Annotated in this window: 1 protein-coding gene; it reads left to right on the top strand. The window is 41.2% G+C overall.

The window, feature by feature from the left end; genetic code table 11:
* Positions 1 to 202 precede the first annotated feature (202 nt).
* Complete coding sequence (locus ACP45E_RS12860; protein WP_017039154.1) at positions 203 to 421, top strand: DUF2798 domain-containing protein; 219 nt, start codon at positions 203 to 205, stop codon at positions 419 to 421.
* The last annotated feature ends 52 nt before the right edge of the window (positions 422 to 473 follow it).

Here is a 473-nt window from a genome sequence, read left to right as displayed (position 1 = left end):
GTGCGAACTAAAAACTTGACTCTCATCACACTAATTACTAATATCTGCCCTGTCGAAAAGATTTTAGACTGGTTCGGTTATTCCAGTCCTCGTATATTTCGAGATTTAGTTGCTTCAAGCAAACCCGCGGCACTAACCTTTTACTAGGATGGTGCTCGTCTATGCTTTTCGTGCACCATCCATCGACACTTTGGATGGAACAATGCAAAAGAAACAGACCCTAATTATCGCACAAATCTTTATCTCCCTTATGATGGCACTCCTTATGACTGGCATCTTTAGCTTTATCGAACTTGGAATGACTCAAATATGGCTATACACATGGATGAAACAGTTCATTGTCGCTTGGCCCATTGCTTTCGTGTTATCGATTTTTGTTGGTAGCGCAGGCTTTAAATTAGCAAATAAAGTCACTTCTTAAGCTGCACACGCTGGCTACATCTGATATGCAGTCAGCATTAACACATAACGCC

It is taken from the genome of Vibrio genomosp. F10 str. 9ZD137 (assembly GCF_049974785.1).
Taxonomy (GTDB): Bacteria; Pseudomonadota; Gammaproteobacteria; order Enterobacterales; family Vibrionaceae; genus Vibrio.
The sequence above is the reverse complement of the archived record's forward strand: the minus strand, read 5'-3'. Positions and strand labels throughout refer to the sequence as shown.